17 protein-coding genes, 2 tRNA genes and 1 pseudogene are annotated in these 16,031 nt (G+C 68.6%); 11 read left to right on the top strand and 9 right to left on the bottom strand.

Annotated elements, in window-relative coordinates; genetic code table 11:
* Positions 1-4: 4 nt before the first annotated feature.
* The 5 genes and pseudogenes from AB8P05_RS22255 to AB8P05_RS22235 all read left to right on the top strand — a co-directional run bounded on the left by AB8P05_RS22255 (position 5) and on the right by AB8P05_RS22235 (position 4,245).
* A complete protein-coding gene (locus tag AB8P05_RS22255) occupies positions 5-994 on the top strand; it encodes an ABC transporter ATP-binding protein (protein WP_472760394.1) in 990 nt (329 codons plus the stop codon).
* Positions 994-2,006: pseudogene (locus AB8P05_RS22250) on the top strand (peptide ABC transporter ATP-binding protein). Before AB8P05_RS22255 ends, AB8P05_RS22250 begins: the two are co-directional and overlap by 1 nt.
* A 91-nt stretch (positions 2,007-2,097) precedes the next feature.
* Complete coding sequence (locus AB8P05_RS22245; protein ID WP_472760393.1) at positions 2,098-3,039, top strand: lysozyme inhibitor LprI family protein; 942 nt, start codon at positions 2,098-2,100, stop codon at positions 3,037-3,039.
* 98 nt (positions 3,040-3,137) lie between these two features.
* The gene (locus tag AB8P05_RS22240) at positions 3,138-3,626 is read left to right on the top strand and encodes a YajQ family cyclic di-GMP-binding protein (RefSeq protein WP_455174200.1); all 489 of its coding nucleotides are present in this window, start codon (positions 3,138-3,140) and stop codon (positions 3,624-3,626) included.
* Positions 3,627-3,837: 211 nt separating this feature from the next.
* Positions 3,838-4,245 (top strand): hypothetical protein, encoded by a 408-nt coding sequence (locus AB8P05_RS22235; protein ID WP_472760392.1) that lies wholly within the window; start codon positions 3,838-3,840, stop codon positions 4,243-4,245.
* Positions 4,246-4,252: 7 nt separating this feature from the next.
* Here AB8P05_RS22235 and AB8P05_RS22230 read toward each other — a convergent pair whose 3' ends face one another.
* Genes AB8P05_RS22230 through AB8P05_RS22220 form a run of 3 tightly spaced genes read right to left on the bottom strand, consistent with a single transcriptional unit; the run spans position 4,253 to position 6,186 of the window.
* Positions 4,253-5,140: a S49 family peptidase gene (locus tag AB8P05_RS22230; protein ID WP_472760391.1), complete on the bottom strand. Its 888-nt coding sequence runs from the start codon at positions 5,138-5,140 to the stop codon at positions 4,253-4,255.
* Between the two features lie 60 nt (positions 5,141-5,200).
* Entirely contained in the window at positions 5,201-5,983 is a 783-nt protein-coding gene (locus AB8P05_RS22225) for a tRNA1(Val) (adenine(37)-N6)-methyltransferase (RefSeq protein ID WP_472760390.1), read from the bottom strand.
* Positions 5,980-6,186 carry a putative signal transducing protein gene (locus AB8P05_RS22220; RefSeq protein WP_455174204.1) on the bottom strand — a complete coding sequence of 69 codons (207 nt, stop codon included), beginning with the start codon at positions 6,184-6,186 and terminating at the stop codon, positions 5,980-5,982. Before AB8P05_RS22220 ends, AB8P05_RS22225 begins: the two co-directional genes overlap by 4 nt.
* A gap of 117 nt (positions 6,187-6,303) precedes the next feature.
* Between AB8P05_RS22220 and AB8P05_RS22215 the strand changes: the two genes are divergently transcribed.
* The 3 genes from AB8P05_RS22215 (at position 6,304) to AB8P05_RS22205 (ending at position 7,805) form a co-directional block, all read left to right on the top strand.
* Complete coding sequence (locus AB8P05_RS22215; protein WP_111068714.1) at positions 6,304-7,320, top strand: polyprenyl synthetase family protein; 1,017 nt, start codon at positions 6,304-6,306, stop codon at positions 7,318-7,320.
* Between the two features lie 130 nt (positions 7,321-7,450).
* Positions 7,451-7,527, top strand: a tRNA-Pro gene (locus tag AB8P05_RS22210).
* A gap of 201 nt (positions 7,528-7,728) precedes the next feature.
* Positions 7,729-7,805 (top strand) — tRNA-Pro (locus tag AB8P05_RS22205).
* Positions 7,806-7,869: 64 nt separating this feature from the next.
* Here AB8P05_RS22205 and AB8P05_RS22200 read toward each other — a convergent pair.
* Together AB8P05_RS22200 and AB8P05_RS22195 are read right to left on the bottom strand one after the other, a co-directional pair.
* Positions 7,870-8,607: a substrate-binding periplasmic protein gene (locus AB8P05_RS22200; protein WP_472760389.1), complete on the bottom strand. Its 738-nt coding sequence runs from the start codon at positions 8,605-8,607 to the stop codon at positions 7,870-7,872.
* Positions 8,608-8,776: 169 nt separating this feature from the next.
* Positions 8,777-9,577, bottom strand: a complete 801-nt coding sequence (locus AB8P05_RS22195; RefSeq protein WP_472760388.1) for a metallophosphoesterase family protein — start codon at positions 9,575-9,577, stop codon at positions 8,777-8,779.
* Positions 9,578-9,820: 243 nt separating this feature from the next.
* On the opposite strand from AB8P05_RS22195, the gene AB8P05_RS22190 reads away from it, so the two are divergent.
* Entirely contained in the window at positions 9,821-11,083 is a 1,263-nt protein-coding gene (locus tag AB8P05_RS22190) for an ABC transporter substrate-binding protein (protein ID WP_455174208.1), read from the top strand.
* A 48-nt stretch (positions 11,084-11,131) separates the two neighbouring features.
* On the opposite strand, the gene AB8P05_RS22185 is transcribed toward AB8P05_RS22190, so the two are convergent.
* Together AB8P05_RS22185 and AB8P05_RS22180 are read right to left on the bottom strand one after the other, a co-directional pair.
* Complete coding sequence (locus AB8P05_RS22185; protein ID WP_455174209.1) at positions 11,132-11,776, bottom strand: trimeric intracellular cation channel family protein; 645 nt, start codon at positions 11,774-11,776, stop codon at positions 11,132-11,134.
* A 76-nt stretch (positions 11,777-11,852) separates the two neighbouring features.
* A complete protein-coding gene (locus tag AB8P05_RS22180; protein WP_455174210.1) occupies positions 11,853-12,413 on the bottom strand; it encodes a hypothetical protein in 561 nt (186 codons plus the stop codon).
* Between the two features lie 159 nt (positions 12,414-12,572).
* On the opposite strand from AB8P05_RS22180, the gene AB8P05_RS22175 reads away from it, so the two are divergent.
* On the top strand, positions 12,573-15,023 hold the full coding sequence (locus AB8P05_RS22175; protein ID WP_472760387.1) for a heavy metal translocating P-type ATPase: 2,451 nt from the start codon (positions 12,573-12,575) through the stop codon (positions 15,021-15,023).
* Positions 15,024-15,034: 11 nt separating this feature from the next.
* Positions 15,035-15,421 (top strand): Cu(I)-responsive transcriptional regulator, encoded by a 387-nt coding sequence (gene cueR / locus AB8P05_RS22170; RefSeq protein WP_455174602.1) that lies wholly within the window; start codon positions 15,035-15,037, stop codon positions 15,419-15,421.
* A gap of 190 nt (positions 15,422-15,611) precedes the next feature.
* Here the strand turns inward: cueR and AB8P05_RS22165 are convergent, their stop codons facing one another.
* Positions 15,612-15,809, bottom strand: coding sequence for a hypothetical protein (locus AB8P05_RS22165; RefSeq protein ID WP_472760386.1), 198 nt, complete (start codon positions 15,807-15,809; stop codon positions 15,612-15,614).
* A gap of 3 nt (positions 15,810-15,812) precedes the next feature.
* A complete protein-coding gene (locus AB8P05_RS22160; protein WP_014188092.1) occupies positions 15,813-15,998 on the bottom strand; it encodes a hypothetical protein in 186 nt (61 codons plus the stop codon).
* Positions 15,999-16,031: the final 33 nt, after the last annotated feature.

The following is a 16,031-nucleotide window of genomic DNA, read 5'->3' as shown; positions in this document are numbered from 1 at the left end:
CCTCATGCCTCTTCTCGACATCAAGAACCTGTCGGTCGAGTTCACCACCCGCGCCGGCACCTTCCGCGCGGTGGACGGAATCGACCTGACCGTGGACGAGGGCGAGGTCGTCGGCATCGTCGGCGAATCCGGTTCCGGCAAGTCCGTGACCTCGCTGGCCGTGATGGGGCTTCTCGGCTCCAACGGCCGGGTGGTCGCCGACCGGATGATGTTCGCCGGCAAGGACCTGCTGACCATGCCCGCCGCCCAGCGCCGGAAGATCACCGGCAAGGACGTGGCCATGGTCTTCCAGGAGCCGATGACCAGCCTGAACCCCTGCTTCACCGTCGGTTTCCAGATCATGGAGACTCTGCGCGTGCATGAGGGGCTGTCCGGCAAGGCGCTGCGCAACCGCGCCATCGCCCTGCTGGAACAGGTCGGCATCCCGGCGCCGGAAACCCGGCTGTCCGCCTTCCCGCACCAGCTGTCGGGCGGCATGAACCAGCGCGTGATGATCGCCATCGCCATCGCCTGCAACCCGCGCCTGCTGGTGGCGGACGAGCCGACGACGGCGCTGGACGTCACCATCCAGAAGCAGATCCTCGACCTGCTGGTCCAGCTGCAGCGCGAGCGCGGCATGGCGCTGATCCTCATCACCCACGACATGGGCGTGGTGGCGGAGACGGCCCAGCGCGTTGTCGTGATGTATGCCGGCCAGGTTGCGGAGACGCGGCCCGTCCATTCGCTGTTCGAGCGGCCGCGCCATCCCTACACCGGCGCCCTGCTGGACGCCCTGCCGGAACGGGCGCTGGGCAAGCGCCGGCTGCCGACCATCCCCGGCATGGTGCCGGGCATCGCCGACCGGCCGGCCGGCTGCCTGTTCAGCCCGCGCTGCCGCTTCGCCGACGCCCGCTGCCGTGCCGAGCGCCCGGCCCTGTTCGACGTGGACGACGGGCGCGCGCGCTGTTTCTACCCGCTGCCGGACGGCCATCTCGCCGCCGGGGAGGCGCTGTGATGAGCACCGAGACCGAGTCCCCCATCATCGAGGCTTCGGCCGACCGGTCGGTCGTGCTGGAGGCTCGCGACCTGCGCAAGCATTACGCCGTCAAGCGCGGCGCCTTCAAGCCGATGGCGACGGTGAAGGCGCTGGACGGCGTGTCCTTCCGCCTGCAGGCCGGCAAGACGCTGGCGGTGGTCGGCGAATCGGGCTGCGGCAAGTCGACGCTCGCCCGCTCCGTCACCATGATCGAGCCGCCGACCTCGGGCGAGCTGCACTATGACGGCCGCGACGTGGTCGGGCGCAGTGCCGCGGAGATGAAGGAGCTGCGCCGCACGGTGCAGATGGTCTTCCAGAACCCCTACGGCTCGCTGAATCCGCGCAAGACCGTCGGTTCCATCCTGACCGAACCGCTGGTCATCAACACCGCCATGGACAAGCACGAGCGGCGCGACCGCGCGGTGGCGATGATGGGCAAGGTGGGCCTGCGTCCCGATCAGGTCGACCGCTATCCGCACATGTTCTCCGGCGGCCAGCGCCAGCGCATCGCCATCGCTCGCGCGCTGATGCTGAACCCGCGCGTCGTCGTGGCGGACGAGCCGGTGTCGGCGCTCGACGTGTCGATCCAGGCGCAGGTGTTGAACCTGATGATGGATCTGCAGGAAGAGCTGAACCTCGCCTATCTGTTCATCTCCCACGATCTCAGCGTCGTTCGGCACATCGCCGATCGCTGATGGTGATGTATCTGGGCAAGCCGGTGGAACATGGCGCCAAGGACGTGGTGTTCACCCGGCCGCGCCATCCCTACACCCGCATCCTGCTGGCGGCGACGCCGCGGGTGAACCCTGACCTGCGGGTGGAGCGGGTTGTGCCGAAGGGCGAGCTGCCCTCGCCGCTGAACCCGCCGCCGGGCTGCGCCTTCCACAAGCGCTGTCCCTTCGCCACCGACCGCTGCGCCGCGGAGGTTCCGCCGCTGCGCCCCGTCGACGAGCGGCTGGTCGCCTGCCATTACGCCGAAGAGATGAACTGACCGGCGTGATGACGAAGACCCCGGCCGCTGTTGCGGCGGCCGGGCTATCTCTGGTCCACTGTTGCGGCTTCCCTCCGATGGAGCCCGCAACATGGCCTTTCGCCACGCCGCCGCCCTCTGCCTGCCGGTCCTGTTTGGTCTTGCCGCACCGACCGTTGCGGCCAGCTTCGATTGCGCCCGGGCCCGCGGTGCCGAGGAAAAGCTGATCTGTTCGACTCCGCCGCTGAATGCCGCCGATGCGGCGATGGGGGCCGGCTACAAGTCCCTGCTCGACAGGCTGGCGGCCGACGAGGCGGGACGCGGCTTCGCCCGTGCCGAACAGCGGGCCTGGACCGGGCGTCGGAACCGCACCTGCGGTTTCGGTCTTCCCGCTGGCACGGTGGCGGCGGGCGGATACGACGATCCGGCAGCCTGCCTGCGAGCGGAAACGGAGCGGCGGACGAAGCAGTTGGCCGCCCTGCGGGCCGATCCGGCGCTCGGCGCCCGGCTGCGCACGGTTCCGCTGACCGAAGGGAAGCCCCGAACCCGCCTTCACATCCGTGCCGAACGGCCGGAGATCGCCGATCCGGCCACTCCTGGCGCGGCCTTCTTCAACGAGACACTCCGCCGATTCGTCGAGGGCGAACTTGCAGCGTTCCGGAAAGAGGCGACCGACCTGCCGGAGGGGATGGAGGCCGAACTGGTCCTGACCGCCGACGTCTATACCGTCGCTCCCGGTCTGCTGTCGGTCCAGTTCCTCGGCGAAGGGGTTCAAGGCAACGGCTTCCGCTATGCGGCGGCTCTGACCGTGGATCTCGGGAGTGGCCGCCTGCCGACCCCGGCGCAGATGTTCGGCGAGTCGTCCTGGCTGAAGGCCGCCACCGCCGCCTGCCGGACGGCGCTGGGCCCCGACCTGTCGGCGGAGTGCGACGGTCCCGACCTGCGGGATGCGCGGAGCTGGCGGTTCGAGCCGGAGCGGGCGGTGGCGACCCTGCTGCTGCCGGGCAAGGAGCTGCGGGAGATCGCCCTGCCGTTCCGTCCGCCCGCGCGTTGAGACTGCCCGCCGTCAGGCTGCTGTTGAGTGTGGCGCCGCTCTTCTTTACGGTGCACCCGATTCGTTCATGAGAAGTCCTTATCAGGGAGAGAGCCGCCATGCCGTCCTTCGACATCGTGTCCAAGACGGACGTCCACGAGGTCGACAACGCCATCGCCGGCGTCCGTCGCGAGATCGAGACCCGGTTCGACTTCAAGGGCTCCAAATGCACGGTCGAGCGCACCGAGAACGAGATCGTGCTGCTGGCCGACGATGCCACCAAGCTGGAACAGATGCAGGAGCTGCTGCGCGTCTATGTGACCCGCCGCAAGCTGGACGCCGCAGCACTGGACTTCTCCGCCAAGCCGGAGCGGGCGGCGGGCGACGCGCTGCGCCAGCCCGTGACGATCAAGCAGGGAATCGCGCAGGATCTGGCGAAGACCATCGTCAAGGGGATCAAGGACAGCAAGATGAAGGTCCAGGTCTCGATCCAGGGCGACGAGCTGCGGGTGACCGGTAAGAAGCGCGACGACCTGCAGGACGCCATCGCCCTGGTCAAGCGGATGGGCATCGAGCAGCCGCTGCAGTACCAGAACTTTCGAGATTGATTGGCCGCGATTGATCGGCCGCTACTGATCGGCCGCCGGCGGTCGGCAAGCCTTGCCGGCCGCTGGGAAACTTCTGCCGGGCGGCTGGGAAATTTTTGCCGGTCAAATCGTCGCAGGCGTGGCCACGGGCCTTGCGATCCGCCGGTTGCGCTGATGGCGTGATTTTTGCGTGTACCTCCGCGGTTCGCCACTAACCGCAGGGAATCGTCCCATGTCGATGATGGCCAACAGCGAGGCCACGCAAGCCATGCGCATCCGGGCGGAAGACGTCCTGGAGCGCAAAGGGACGTCCGCGTCCAGGCAGGCGGGTGCGCTGGCCGGCCAGTTCGCGGCGATGCTGGAAACCCTCAACGGGGTGGGGGAGAGCGGCGTCTCCAGCGCCGACGGCACGGGGGTCGTGCCGAACGCGCAGCCGGCGGTGCGGCTCGGCGTCGGCGCGGTCACCCTGTTCGCCCAGGACGTGGGGCAGGCCGATGCCGCCATGGACGCCGCTGCCGCGGTGCCGGACCCCCAGGACCCGGCCACCGCGATGCAGGTGGTGGAAAGCGCCATCCAGGCCGGCGACGGCACGAACTTCCGCTGGCTGACCACCCTGCTGACCCAGAACTCGGCTGCGTGAGTTGAGCCTATAGCCCCAGCCTTGCCCAGGCCGCCCAGTCGTCCAGCGAAGTGCGGGCGGCGGCCACGAGGGCGTCGGCGAAGGCTTCCGGCGCTCCCGCCTCCGGAAGCGGCGCGCTTCCGCCGGTCCGCAGGCCGAACCGCCGCAGCATGCCGCGCTCCTGCTGCACAACGCGCAGCCGAACCTTCTCGCCGAAGCGGCCGCGCATGACCGAGCGCAGGTCGCCCAGCCCGTCGATCAGCCCCAGCGCCAGCGCCTTGCGCCCGGCCCAGAAGGCACCGGAGAACAGTTCCTCCTCCGGGCCGGTCAGGCGGGCGCCGCGCCGGGTGCGCACCATCGCCTTGAATGCCTCGTGGATGTCGGCCTGCAAGGATTTCAGGTGGGCGACGCCGTCCTCGCGTTCCGGCGAGAAGGGGTCGAGCAGGACCTTCTTGTCGCCGGCGGTGTAGAGGCGCCGCTCGATGCCGTGGCGCTCGATCAGCTCATGCAGGCCGAAGCCCGACGACACCACGCCGATGGACCCGACGATGGAGCTTTCGTCGGCCCAGATCTCGTCCGCCGCACAGGCCAGCCAATAGCCGCCCGACGCCGCCGCATCCTCGCAGAAGGCGAAGACCGGCACCTTCTTCTCCTCCGCCAGATCGCGGATCCGCTTGGCGATCAGTGCCGACTGCACCGGCGACCCGCCGGGCGAATTGACGATCAGCGCCACCGCCTTCTGGCCCTTGGGCGCGAAGGCGCGCTCCAGCAGCGGGGCGACGCCGGCCAGCGACAGGCCGGAGCGGAACGGACCGCCCTGGCCGATGACGCCGGTCAGGCGGACGACGGACACCAGCGGCCCGGCCTTGCGCCAGGGGCCGAAGGGGAGTTTGGCGAGGAAGGATTGCAGGCTCATGCCGGCAGAGATGGGATTGAAGTCTCCCGTTTGAAAGGCTCCGCCACCGCTAAAAATCGGCTAGACCGCCAACGCTTCCGCGTCGCGCAGCACCCGCTCCGCCGCCGGGCTGTAGCCGCCTTCGGCATTGTGCACGGTCAGGCCGGCGGTCAGCCGGGCCGGCGCCCTGCCGCCCTTGCGGGCGACCAGCAGCAGCCGCTTGGCCTCCACCCCCGGCTTGGGCCACAGCGGCACCAGGACGAGGCTGCCGAACCGGCCGCGCAGCGCCTGCATTATGTCGTCGATGCGGTCGGCGCGGTGGACCATCGTCAGCGTGCCGCGCGGCTTCAGCATCGCGTCGGCGAAGCGGATCCAATCGGGCAGCTGCGCCGCTCCCTCCATGTTGGCGGCGGCCTTCCAGTCGTCGGGCGGACGGCTGGCGGCGCCGGCCTTCAGATAGGGCGGATTCATCATCACCCGGTCGAATCCGCCGGCAGGCAGGGCGTCGGGCGGGGCCAGAAGGTCGCCCTGCACGACCTCAACCCGCTCGGCCACCCTGCTCAGGACCGCATTGCGGCGGGCGAAGGCACAGGCGTCGGCCCGCTGTTCCAGCCCGGTGACGGCGACGCCCGGCACCCGGACAGCGAGGCACAATGCCGCGGCCCCGGTGCCGGTGCCGACGTCGAGCACCCGTTCGCCAGCGGTCGCGGCGGTGATGGCGGCGAGGAAGACCGGGTCGATGGCGGCACGATAGCCGCCGTCGGGCTGCAACAGCCGGACCCGCCCGTTCAGCAGGAAGTCCGGCTTCGTCCCAGGCACTGTTTCCAGGGATGCTTCCGGATGCGGAACGATGTCGTCACTCACGCTTCGCCGGCCTCGCGCAGGATGCGGACGGCTTGGTCGGCATCGTCGGCATCGACCATCAGCCGGCGCGGGATGGCGCCGATGGACCCCTCCAGGATGCTGGTGTGGGTGTCCAGCACGACCGCCTCGATCCCGGCGTCGGCCAGCAGGGCGACCAGCCAGGACAGGCGGACGGGGTCGGTGGTGCGCAGCAGCTCGATCATCGCGTCTCGGAAGAATGGGCGTCTCGAAAGAACGGTCCCCTGCGGACTTGACCGAAGAGGCTAGGCCGTTATGCTCCCTAGCGCAAATTCTGGCGTCAATCATCCGTGGAGTCGACCTTGGCGGTCGTGACCAACTTCGAGCCGAAACGGCGCAAGTCTACCCCGCTCGACGACCTGACCGCTTTGGTGGCCGAGGACCTCAGCGCCGTCAACCAGATCATCCTCGACCGCATGCAGTCGCAGGTCGAGATGATCCCCCAGTTGGCCGGCTATCTGATTGCGGCCGGCGGCAAGCGCCTGCGCCCGGTGCTGACGCTGGCCGCCGCCAACATGTGCGGGTATCAGGGCGAGCATCACCGGCTGCTGGCCGCGGTGGTGGAGTTCATCCACAGCGCGACCCTGCTGCACGACGACGTGGTCGATGAAAGCGACCTGCGGCGGGGCATGGCGTCGGCCAACGCGGTGTTCGGCAACAAGGCCAGCGTGCTGGTCGGCGACTTCCTGTTCTCCCGCGCCTTCGAGATGATGGTGGAGGTGCAGTCGCTCGACGTGCTGCGCATCCTGTCCGGTGCGTCCGCCATCATCGCCGAAGGCGAGGTGCTGCAGCTGCGCACCACCAACGACACCGAGACCAGCGAGCAGGCCTATCTCGAGGTCATCAAGGGCAAGACGGCCGAGCTGTTCGCCGCCGCCTGCCGGGTCGGCGCTGTCGTCGCCAACCGCCCGCAGGCGGAGGAGATGGCGCTCTACGACTACGGCATGAATCTGGGCATCGCCTTCCAGCTGGTCGACGACGTGCTGGATTACTCGGCCCTTCAGGCGAAGCTGGGCAAGACGGTCGGCGACGATTTCCGCGAGGGCAAGATCACCCTGCCGGTCGTGCTGGCCTTCCGCCGCGGCAACGACGAGGAGCGCGCCTTCTGGCGCCGGGTGATGGAGGATCTCGACCAGAAGGACGGCGACCTGGAGCATGCCCAGGCTCTGATGGCCCGCCACAACGCCCTGAAGGACACGGTGGAGCGGGCGCGCCATTACGGCTCCATTGCCCGCGACAGCTTGGGGCTGTTCGCCGAGGGGCCGATCAAACAGGCCCTGCTGGAAGTCATTGATTTCGTGATCGATCGCGATTTCTGACCCGGCTGGAAGGGGTGGATCGGCGGACCGGATCTTTTTGCAGATGACGCATTTTTTGCGTTGCGCGCCGGGGCCGGACCGTTTATACACCCCCTCCACCGGCGGACGACACGTCTGACGGTGACAGGACCGGAGAGTAGCTCAGCCTGGTAGAGCACTGCTTTCGGGAGGCAGGGGCCGGAGGTTCGAATCCTCTCTCTCCGACCAACAGAAAAGGGCTTCCGGAGAAATCCGGAGGCCCTTTTCCTTTTCGCGACCACGATCTGCGGGCATTGGCGACCCGGACTTCATGTGTTTCGCGAATGGCAAAGATGCAGCATCCAACCTGTGACTTTGCATTGCGCGGCGGCGCGGAACCGTTTATACACCCGCTCCACCGGCGGACGACATGTCCGGCGGTGACAGGACCGGAGAGTAGCTCAGCCTGGTAGAGCACTGCTTTCGGGAGGCAGGGGCCGGAGGTTCGAATCCTCTCTCTCCGACCAACAGAAAAGGGCTTCCGGAGAAATCCGGAAGCCCTTTTTCTTTTCGCAGGCATTTCCAGGGCGGCTAGTTCAGATAGGCGTCGATCATGCGCTGGGCGGTGCCGTCGGCCTTCATGCCATCGACCGCCGCCTTCAGCCTCTCGACGATCTGCGGCGAGCATCTGAGGGAACAGGCGAGATAGACGTCGTTCCGATCGACGGCCTTGCCGATCACGATCTTTTCCGGGCGGCCGGAATTCTTCCATTTCCACAGGGTCTCCGGCGTCCCGTTGAACCAGGCTTCGTCGCCGTTGGCGCTGAGGACTTCGGTTTCCTTCTGCCCGACCCGGATGATGCGAAGCTGGCTTGGCGGGAAGCCCTTGCTTTTCAGCAGTTCTTCCTGCGCGGTGCCTTGGCCGACGATGATGCTGGTCAGTTCCGCCCTCGCCTGATCGTAGCTGTCGATCGACTTGCCCACCGCCGCGAAGCTTCGGTCCAGCGTGTAGATGTTGGCGATCCAGGTGTAGTGCGGTTCCCGTGCCGGAGATCGCGCGAACGGTATGATCAGGAGGTTCTCGCCTTCGGCGACCTCCTGCTGTCCGCGTTTCCACGGTATGAAGCTCATCTCTCCGCGGTATCCGGCGCGATTCAGCGCCTCCAGCGTGATCTCCGCGACGAAGCCGCGCTGGTCCGGCCGCTCCATGGTCAACGGCGGCGCATCGACGCTGTAGATCCTGAGCGTTTCAGCGGTGGCGGGCGTCGCAGCGGGTGTTGCGGCTGCCAGGGTGCAAACCGCGACGACGGCGAGACTGACGGTCCGCATGCGCTTCCTCCCTGGCCGGCGCCGGGCCGCCGTGACCGCTCTCGCGACGCGGGGCTCCCGGGATATGCTCCATTCAGATGATTCTCCGGAGCCGTCCCGTCAATTCGCAACCCTTCCCGATAAAGTGCTTAACCTTTTGGCAATCTTGCGCAGGGCAAGGGGCCGCCGCTCAGATCGTGCAGAGGAAGCGCCGCTCCGCCCCCTCCAGGACCAGGGCGGTCAGCCGGTTCGTGGCGTAGGCACCGGTGTCGATGCCGATGCGGTTGGGCAGCATCTCCGGTTCGGGTGCTATGGTGTGGCCGTGGACGACGATCTTGCCATGGTCGGCGCGCGAGGTCAGGAAGGCGTCGCGGATCCACAGCCGGTCCTTGTCCTCCTGCCGGTCGAGCGGGACGCCGGGGCGGACGCCGGCATGGACGAAATGATAGTCGCCGATGGTCAGGTGGTTGCGAAGGCCGGTCAGGAAGGCGCGGTGGTGGGGCGGCAGCAGGCTGTTCAGCATCGTCTGCGCCTGCAGCAGATGCTCCGGCGGGGCATCGGGATCGGGTGACGGGATACCGTAGCTTTCCAGCGTCGCGTCGCCGCCATAGGTCAGCCAGCCGGGCGCGACGCGCAGGTCGGACAGGAAGCCCAGCATCGTGTCCTCGTGGTTGCCGCGCAGGAACACGGCGCCGAAGGCCGGCGGCAGCCCGCAGGCGAGCCGTTCGATCACCAGTCGCGAATCCGGTCCGCGGTCGACATAGTCGCCAAGGAAGACAAGGTATTTCAGCAGGTTCGGCGTCTGGTCGGCGTCGCGGGCGATCTGGCCCAGCATCTGGTCCAGCAGGTCGAGCCGGCCGTGGATGTCACCGACCGCATAGACGCGCATGCCGCGCGGCACCGACGCGGGTCCGCCCCGACCGCCGAAGCGACCGGCTGAGGGGCCACCCGACATGGCCTCCGTCCACAGCTTCCGCGCCAAGCTCAACACGTGGTCGTTCTCGAAGTCGTCACATCCCGTTCCGTCACCTGTGGACGGGCTGCCCGTCCTTCAAGAGCCTTTTCGAACGGATCATCCTGTTGCACCGCAAAACGCCACTTGCTCCCGCGTTCCCGCCATTCCATTGCGCATCGAAGGCCCTGGACGATTCTACTTTGACAGGAAGGGGCGTACCGTTGGACTCTTCGGTCGACCAAATCGCACCGCGTCCAGCCAAAAGGCCCCCGTCGCATCATGACCAACGATCATAAGAACCGTTCCATCGGAGGACTCGCCCTTTCCCGCCGCACGCTCGGCCAGGCGGCGATTGCCGGCGGCGTGCTGGCCGGCTTCGGCCGCGCTCCGGTCTTCGCCCAGGACAAGACGCTGAAGGTCGGCGTTCTGCTGCCGCGGTCCGGCCTGTTGGCCCAGGCGGGGCAGGCCTGCCAGCGCGGTGCCGACATCGCGCCGGCGGTTCTGTCCGACCTCGGCTACAAGGTGGAGGTGATGTCGGCCGACACCGAATCGAACGCCGACGTCGCCCGCTCGCGCACGGAAAAGCTCATCAACGACGGCGCCCATGTCATCGTCGGCGCCTTCGACAGCGGCCAGACCGCCGCAGCCGCCCAGGTGTGCGAACAGCGCGGCGTGCCGCTGGTGATGAACATCGCCGCCGCCGACAAGCTGACCGAGCAGGGCTACAAGACCGTCTTCCGCAACTTCCCGACCTCCACCATGCTGGTGTCGAACGGGATGTCGCTGATGAAGGACCTGTTCGCCGCGACCGGCACCACGCCGAAGACGGCGGTGTTCCTGCACGCCAACGACACCTTCGGCATGGCGAACAAGGCGGCCATCGACGCGCTGTTCCCGAAGCTCGACATGCCCTTCCAGATCCTCGAATCCATCGCCTACGACCCCAAGGCGCAGGATCTGGCGGTGGAGGTGGCGAAGGCCAAAGCCACCGGCGCCGAGCTTGCCATCGTCACCACCCGCGCCAACGACGCCATCATGATGGTGCGCGAGATGGTGAAGCAGCGGTGGGAGCCGAAGGGCATCGTTTCCCCCGGTTCGCCCGGCCTGTATGACGAGCAGTTCTACAAGGTGCTGGGCAAATACGCCGACTTCGCCATCACCAACCTGCCCTGGTACGACCCCAAGGCGGCGATGACCAAGCGCGTCGAGGCGGCTTTCAAGAAGCAGTTCCCCAACGACCGGTTCGAGGGCTACGCCTTCAACGTCGCCTTCACCTTCGAGGCGATCCTGGTCGCCGCCGACGCCTTCAAGCGCGCCGGCACCGCGGAGTCCGCGGCCCTGCTGACGGCGCTGCGCCAGACCAACCTGTCGGACAAGCTGATGGTCGGGCCGGCGATCACCTTCGACGACAAGGGCCAGAACACCAGCCTGGTGTCCGCCTGCATCCAGAACCACAAGCTGCGCCCGACCGTTGTGCTGCCGAAGGCCTCGGCCGAAGCCGAGCCGGTCTTCCCGATGCCGGGCTGGGGTAAGCGGGCGTAAGCCTGCGATGATCTGGTCGCCCTCTCCCGTACCGGGAGAGGGCGCTTCTCAACTCCCCGGTGCCCGCGGGGCGCTCCAGTTGCGCAGCACGCTCACCACGCGCAGCACGAACACGGCGAGCGCGCCGACCACCGCGACCGGCACCGGCGGCAGGTCCAACTGCTGGCCGACGATCACCACCGCGGCCCCCAGAAGCGAGGCCATGGCGTAGATCTCCTCGCGCAGCACGCGCGGCACCTCGGCCACCAGCAGGTCGCGCACCGCTCCGCCGCCGCAGGCGGTCAATGCGCCCAGCAGGGCTGCCGGCAGCGGGCTGAGGCCGAAGGCCAGCGCCTTGCCGCAGCCGGCGACGGTGAACAGCCCAAGCCCGGCAGCATCCAGGACCATCACCGGCTTGCCCAGCCGGTTGATCGGCTTGTGGAACAGGAAGGCGGTCAGCCCGGCGGCCAGCGCCACCATCAGATAGCGGTCGTCCTGCAGGCTGGCGGGCGGCAACGCGCCGATCAGCAGGTCGCGCACCACGCCGCCGGCCAGCGCCGCGGCCAGCGACAGCACCATCACCCCGAACAGGTCCAGCCGCTTGCGCACCGCCAGCGTGCCGCCGCTGAGCCCGAAGACGAACACGCCGACGAAATCCATCACCGTCAGCAGGGCGGACAGGTCGGTCGGCATCGGAAGAGGGATCGGCGGCATGACTGGACTCGGACGGGGGAATGAAATGCCCACCGATTGAGCACGGCCACCCCCGCGGAGCCAAGCGAAACCTGCGCTACACGGTGTCGGGTGCCGACAGCCGGATGCCCATCCGCCGCGCCTCCAGCATGAAGGCGCGGGTCATCTGCAGCAGGTCGGTGCGCCAATAGAGTTGGGTCAGCGGCTCGTCCAGGAAATCCTCCGGCATCATGGCGTAGCAGTAGGTTTCCACCACCCGGACATCCGGCTTCCACGGATCGACGCCGTCGCGCCACCCGATGGTCCAGCCGGCATGACCGGCGCCGATGGCCCAGCGTTCGAAATGCGGGGCGATGGTGTTGCTGTCGATTGGGTCCTTCACCGGCACCTGATAGATCGCGACGAAGCGCCAGACATTCAGCTGCAACCGCATCAGCAGCGAATCACCGAAGGCGCCGATGCGGTACAGGCAGTCGGGCGAGCCGGGCGCATGGCTGAAGGTGACCTCCGCCCGGCGCAGCTCGTTCAGCGGCGTGGCGGATGGAGCGTCGGCCAGCGGCGGCGTCTCATACTCAACGGCACGCAGGTCCTCGACCACGTCATGGGTCAGCATGCGGGAAACGCGGCTCTGCGCCTCGGCAATGGTCAGGCGGGTCAAGGGGCTGGTCCCTTCCTCTGGCTTGCGGTCAGGACACGAACGCACCCACGCGGACATTTGTTCATGAGCGGGCCAATCTGCGTCGATCGGCCCCTTGACCTTCCAATGGCTGGAAGCCCCATATCACTCCATGCCGAGAGAAATCGAAGGAGAACCGGCATGACCACGACCCAGCACGGCGGCAGCACCGCGACGGCTGCCGCACCCCCGACCGACCTCGACCTCGGCGTGTCGGGCATGACCTGTGCGTCCTGCGTCCGCCGGGTGGAGAAGGCGCTGGGCCGGGTGCCGGGCGTCACCGCCGTTTCGGTCAATCTGGCGACGGAGCGGGCGCGGCTGACCTTCGCCGGCCCGCCCGACGCCAAGGCCGCGGCTGAAGCGGTCGAGGCCGCCGGCTTCCAGGCGGAACGGCGGAAGTTCGACCTGTCGGTCACCGGCATGACCTGCGCCTCCTGCGCCGGCCGGGTGGAGAAGGCGCTGAAGCGGCTGCCGGGCGTCGAGTCGGCGGCGGTCAATCTCGCGACCGAGCGTGCCCATGTGGTTGCCTTCGCCGGCAGCCTGGAGGCCGCCGATCTGGCCGCCGCGGTGGAGAAGGCCGGATTCGGCGCCGCTCCGGTCGTCGAGGACGGCGGTAATGCGGAGGAGGAGGCGCGGGCCGACCGCGGCCGGCGCGACCTGCGCCATGTGCTGATCGCCTCGGCGCTGTCGCTGCCGCTGCTGGCCGGAATGGTCGGCGACCCGTTCGGGGCGGACTGGATGCTGCCGGGCTGGGTGCAGCTGATCCTTGCCAGCATCGTGCAGTTCTGGCTGGGTGCGCGCTTCTACCGTGCCGGCTGGAACGCCGTGCGGGCGGGGGCCGGCAACATGGACCTGCTGGTGGCGCTCGGCACCTCGGCGGCCTGGGGGCTCAGCCTGTACCTGATGTTGACCGCTCACGGTGGGCATGAACCGCACCTGTATTTCGAAGCCTCCTCCGTCCTCATCACCTTCGTGCTGCTCGGCAAATGGCTGGAGGCGCGGGCAAAGGGCCAGACCGCTGCGGCGATCCGCGCCCTGATGGATCTGCGGCCGGCCACCGCCCGGCTGCGCCGCGGCGGCGTGGAAACCGAGGTGCCGGTGGAGCGCGTGCGCGTCGGCGACCATGTGGTGGTCCGTCCCGGCGAGCGGGTGCCGGTCGACGGCCGGGTGGTGGAGGGCAGCGGCGGCGTCGACGAATCGATGCTGACCGGGGAGAGCCTGCCGGTCGACAAGGAGCCGGGCGCCCGCGTCACCGGCGGCTCGATCAACGGCGACGGCCTGCTGGTGGTGGAAACGACGGCGGTCGGCACCGAAACCATGCTGGCGCAGATCGTCCGCATGGTGGAGGGCGCCCAGGCATCGAAGGCGCCGATCCAGCGGCTGGTCGACCGGGTCAGCGCGGTCTTCGTCCCGGCGGTTCTGGTGGTGGCGGTGCTGACGCTGGCCGGCTGGTGGATCGTCGGCGGCGATCTGGAGGCCGCCATCGTCACCGCGGTGTCGGTACTGGTCATCGCCTGCCCCTGCGCGCTGGGTCTGGCGACGCCGACCGCCATCATGGTCGGCACCGGCGCCGCCGCCCGCCACGGAATCCTTATCAAGGACGCCGAGGCGCTGGAGCGTGCCCACGCCCTGACCGCCATCGCCTTCGACAAGACCGGTACCCTGACGGAGGGCAAGCCGCAGGTCACCGACCTGATCCCGGCCGAAGGCACCGATGGCGAGACCCTGCTGCGCCTCGCCGCCGCGCTCCAGGCCGGCAGCGAGCATCCGCTCGCCCATGCGCTGCGGGAGCGGGCCAAGGCAGCCGGCATGGCGGCGGAGCCGGTGAGCGACTTCCGCGCGCTGCCCGGCCGCGGCGTCGCCGGCACGGTAGCCGGGCGGCGCCTGCAACTCGGCAACGCCCGCGCGGTGGAGGAGGCCGGCCTGCGGCCGGGCGCGCTGGCCGAACGGGCCGACGATCTGGCGGCATCCGGCCGCACCCTGTCCTGGCTGATCGAGGTCGGCGAGGCGCCGCGCCTGTTGGGCCTCGTCGCCTTCGGCGATACGGTGAAGGACAGTGCGGTGACGGCGGTCGCGTCGCTGAAGGCGCAGGGGGTGGAGCCGGTGATGGTGACCGGCGACGGGTGGGGAGCCGCCCGGTCCGTCGCGGCGGCGCTGGGCATCGGGCGGGTGTTCGCCGAGGTGCTGCCCGGCGACAAGGCCGCCGTCGTCGCGACCCTGAAGGGGGAGGGCAAGAGCGTCGGCATGGTCGGCGACGGTATCAACGACGCGCCCGCCCTGGCCGCCGCAGATGTCGGCATCGCCATGGCGACCGGCACCGACGTGGCGATGCACAGCGCCGGCGTCACCCTGATGCGCGGCGACCCGCGGCTGGTGGCCGGAGCCATCGACGTCTCGCGCCGGACCTATTCGAAGATTCGGCAGGGGCTGTTCTGGGCCTTCGCCTACAACGTGGTCGGCATCCCGCTGGCAGCGTCGGGCAATCTCAGCCCGGTGCTGGCGGGGGCGGCGATGGCGCTGAGTTCGGTCAGCGTGGTGGTGAACGCCCTGACCTTGCGCGGCTGGGCGCCGCCGAAGAATGAGGCTCTGTGATGAAGGACGGCATGACCATCGGCGACGCCGCCAAGGCGTCGGGCGTCAACGCCAAGCTGATCCGCTATTACGAATCCATCGGCTTGATCCCGGAGGCCGGGCGGACGGCGTCGGGCTACCGCGTCTACAGCGGCACAGACGTGAATGTGCTGCGCTTCGTCAAGCGGGCGCGGACGCTGGGCTTCGGGATCGAGCGGATCCAGAAGCTGGTCGGGCTGTGGCAGGACCGTTCCCGCTGCAGTTCGGAGGTCAAGCGGATCGCGCTCCAGCACATTGACGAGCTGGAGGCGAAGATCGCGGAACTGCAGGCGATGCGCGACACGCTGCACGAGCTTGCCGACGCCTGCCACGGCGACGAACGGCCGGAATGTCCGATTTTGAAGGATTTGTCGTCGTGAGGGAGGATTCCCTCTACCGCCCCTGGATCCCCTCTCCCCCGGGGAGAGGGTTAGGGTGAGGGGGATGCGCGGCGTGGCCTGTTGAACCGAAGCCACGCTCCATTTTTCAGAAAATCCACCCCATGCTTCCCCCTCACCCCGACCCTCTCCCCGGGGGGGGGGGAATCCCCGGGGGGAAGGGCGTCACACCCTACCGTTTCGTCTTCGGATCGTGGGTGTGGTGGATGTCGCGTTCGCCGCCGCCGCTGGAGCTGCCGGACTGGCGGCTGTTGGTGGGTTCACCCGGATGCGGGTGCTTTTCCGGCGGCGCTTCCGGCTTGTCGGCGTTCTGCTGGCTGCTGCCGGGACCGCCATGGTGGCGGTCGGTCGCGTCATGGCGCTTGGTCATGCCTCACCGATCCTGCTGGTAGCCCTGGTGGGTGGTGTTCTGCCGGGTGTTGCCGGGCTGGCCCTGTTCCTTGGTGTTGGGGGCGCCGCGGTTGCCGGCGCCGTCGTCGGGCGAGGCGCTGGTCGCCGGCTCGCCGGGACCCTTGTCGCTGCGGCCCTCGGGCGGGACGGGCGGGATGTGCTTGGTCATGATGGCGCTCCTTTTGTTGGCTCGCGTTTCCTT

The organism is Azospirillum sp. VT-I1, assembly GCF_055698305.1.
This window is presented reverse-complemented; position numbering and strand designations above follow the sequence as displayed.

Bases quoted from the DNA above. Each gene is read 5' to 3' on its own strand.
- AB8P05_RS22255 (WP_472760394.1), top strand. From the start codon at position 5: ATGCCTCTTCTCGACATCAAGAACCTGTCGGTCGAGTTCACCACCCGC.
- AB8P05_RS22245 (WP_472760393.1), top strand. From the start codon at position 2,098: ATGGCCTTTCGCCACGCCGCCGCCCTCTGCCTGCCGGTCCTGTTTGGT.
- AB8P05_RS22240 (WP_455174200.1), top strand. From the start codon at position 3,138: ATGCCGTCCTTCGACATCGTGTCCAAGACGGACGTCCACGAGGTCGAC.
- AB8P05_RS22235 (WP_472760392.1), top strand. From the start codon at position 3,838: ATGTCGATGATGGCCAACAGCGAGGCCACGCAAGCCATGCGCATCCGG.
- AB8P05_RS22230 (WP_472760391.1), bottom strand. From the start codon at position 5,140: ATGAGCCTGCAATCCTTCCTCGCCAAACTCCCCTTCGGCCCCTGGCGC.
- AB8P05_RS22220 (WP_455174204.1), bottom strand. From the start codon at position 6,186: ATGATCGAGCTGCTGCGCACCACCGACCCCGTCCGCCTGTCCTGGCTG.
- AB8P05_RS22200 (WP_472760389.1), bottom strand. From the start codon at position 8,607: ATGCGGACCGTCAGTCTCGCCGTCGTCGCGGTTTGCACCCTGGCAGCC.
- AB8P05_RS22190 (WP_455174208.1), top strand. From the start codon at position 9,821: ATGACCAACGATCATAAGAACCGTTCCATCGGAGGACTCGCCCTTTCC.
- AB8P05_RS22185 (WP_455174209.1), bottom strand. From the start codon at position 11,776: ATGCCGCCGATCCCTCTTCCGATGCCGACCGACCTGTCCGCCCTGCTG.
- AB8P05_RS22175 (WP_472760387.1), top strand. From the start codon at position 12,573: ATGACCACGACCCAGCACGGCGGCAGCACCGCGACGGCTGCCGCACCC.
- cueR (WP_455174602.1), top strand. From the start codon at position 15,035: ATGACCATCGGCGACGCCGCCAAGGCGTCGGGCGTCAACGCCAAGCTG.
- AB8P05_RS22165 (WP_472760386.1), bottom strand. From the start codon at position 15,809: ATGACCAAGCGCCATGACGCGACCGACCGCCACCATGGCGGTCCCGGC.
- AB8P05_RS22160 (WP_014188092.1), bottom strand. From the start codon at position 15,998: ATGACCAAGCACATCCCGCCCGTCCCGCCCGAGGGCCGCAGCGACAAG.